Annotated in this window: 1 pseudogene; it reads right to left on the bottom strand. The window is 64.8% G+C overall.

The window, feature by feature from the left end:
* Nucleotides 1–509, bottom strand: a pseudogene (locus MLGJGCBP_RS24530) (cytochrome P450); the annotation flags it as partial.

Raw genomic sequence — 509 nt, 5'->3', positions numbered from 1 at the left:
GCCAGCATCATGAGCAGGAACATGTCGAACAGTTCCAGGTCGGTGAGTTTCTTGCCGTCGATCTCGGCGTCCAGAGCGGCGGAGGTGACGTCGTCCCGGTGAGGCGCGGTACGGCGTGCGGCGATCAGGTCGAGCATGTACTGGCGAATCTCACCGTGGGCCTTGCCGCGTGCGGCATTCGTCTCGTCCTGGGTGCCTCCGACGACGCCGTGCAGCAGGGTCGATACCCAGGCGTTCATGGTGTGCAGGTCTTCCAACGGCCAGCCCATGATGGTCAGGACGGTGACGCCGGGGAAGGGGAGGGCGAAGCCGTCGACGAAGTCGCACGTGCCGTCCTCGATCCAGTCGTCGATGAGTCGGTTGGCCCAGTCGCGCAGGCCGTCTTCCAGTAGCGCGACCTTCTTGGGTGCGAAGTGCGGGTCGAGGAGTGCACGGAACTGTTTGTGGCGGGGACCGTCGATCTCGATCGGGACCATGCCCTCCTCGGAACCCTGCGTGTTGATGCCGTC

It is taken from the genome of Rhodococcus sp. T7 (assembly GCF_009872365.1).
In the GTDB taxonomy this organism is placed as follows: Bacteria; Actinomycetota; Actinomycetes; order Mycobacteriales; family Mycobacteriaceae; genus Rhodococcus_F.
Note: the sequence above shows the minus strand (reverse complement) of the source record. Positions and strands in the feature narration are given on the sequence as shown.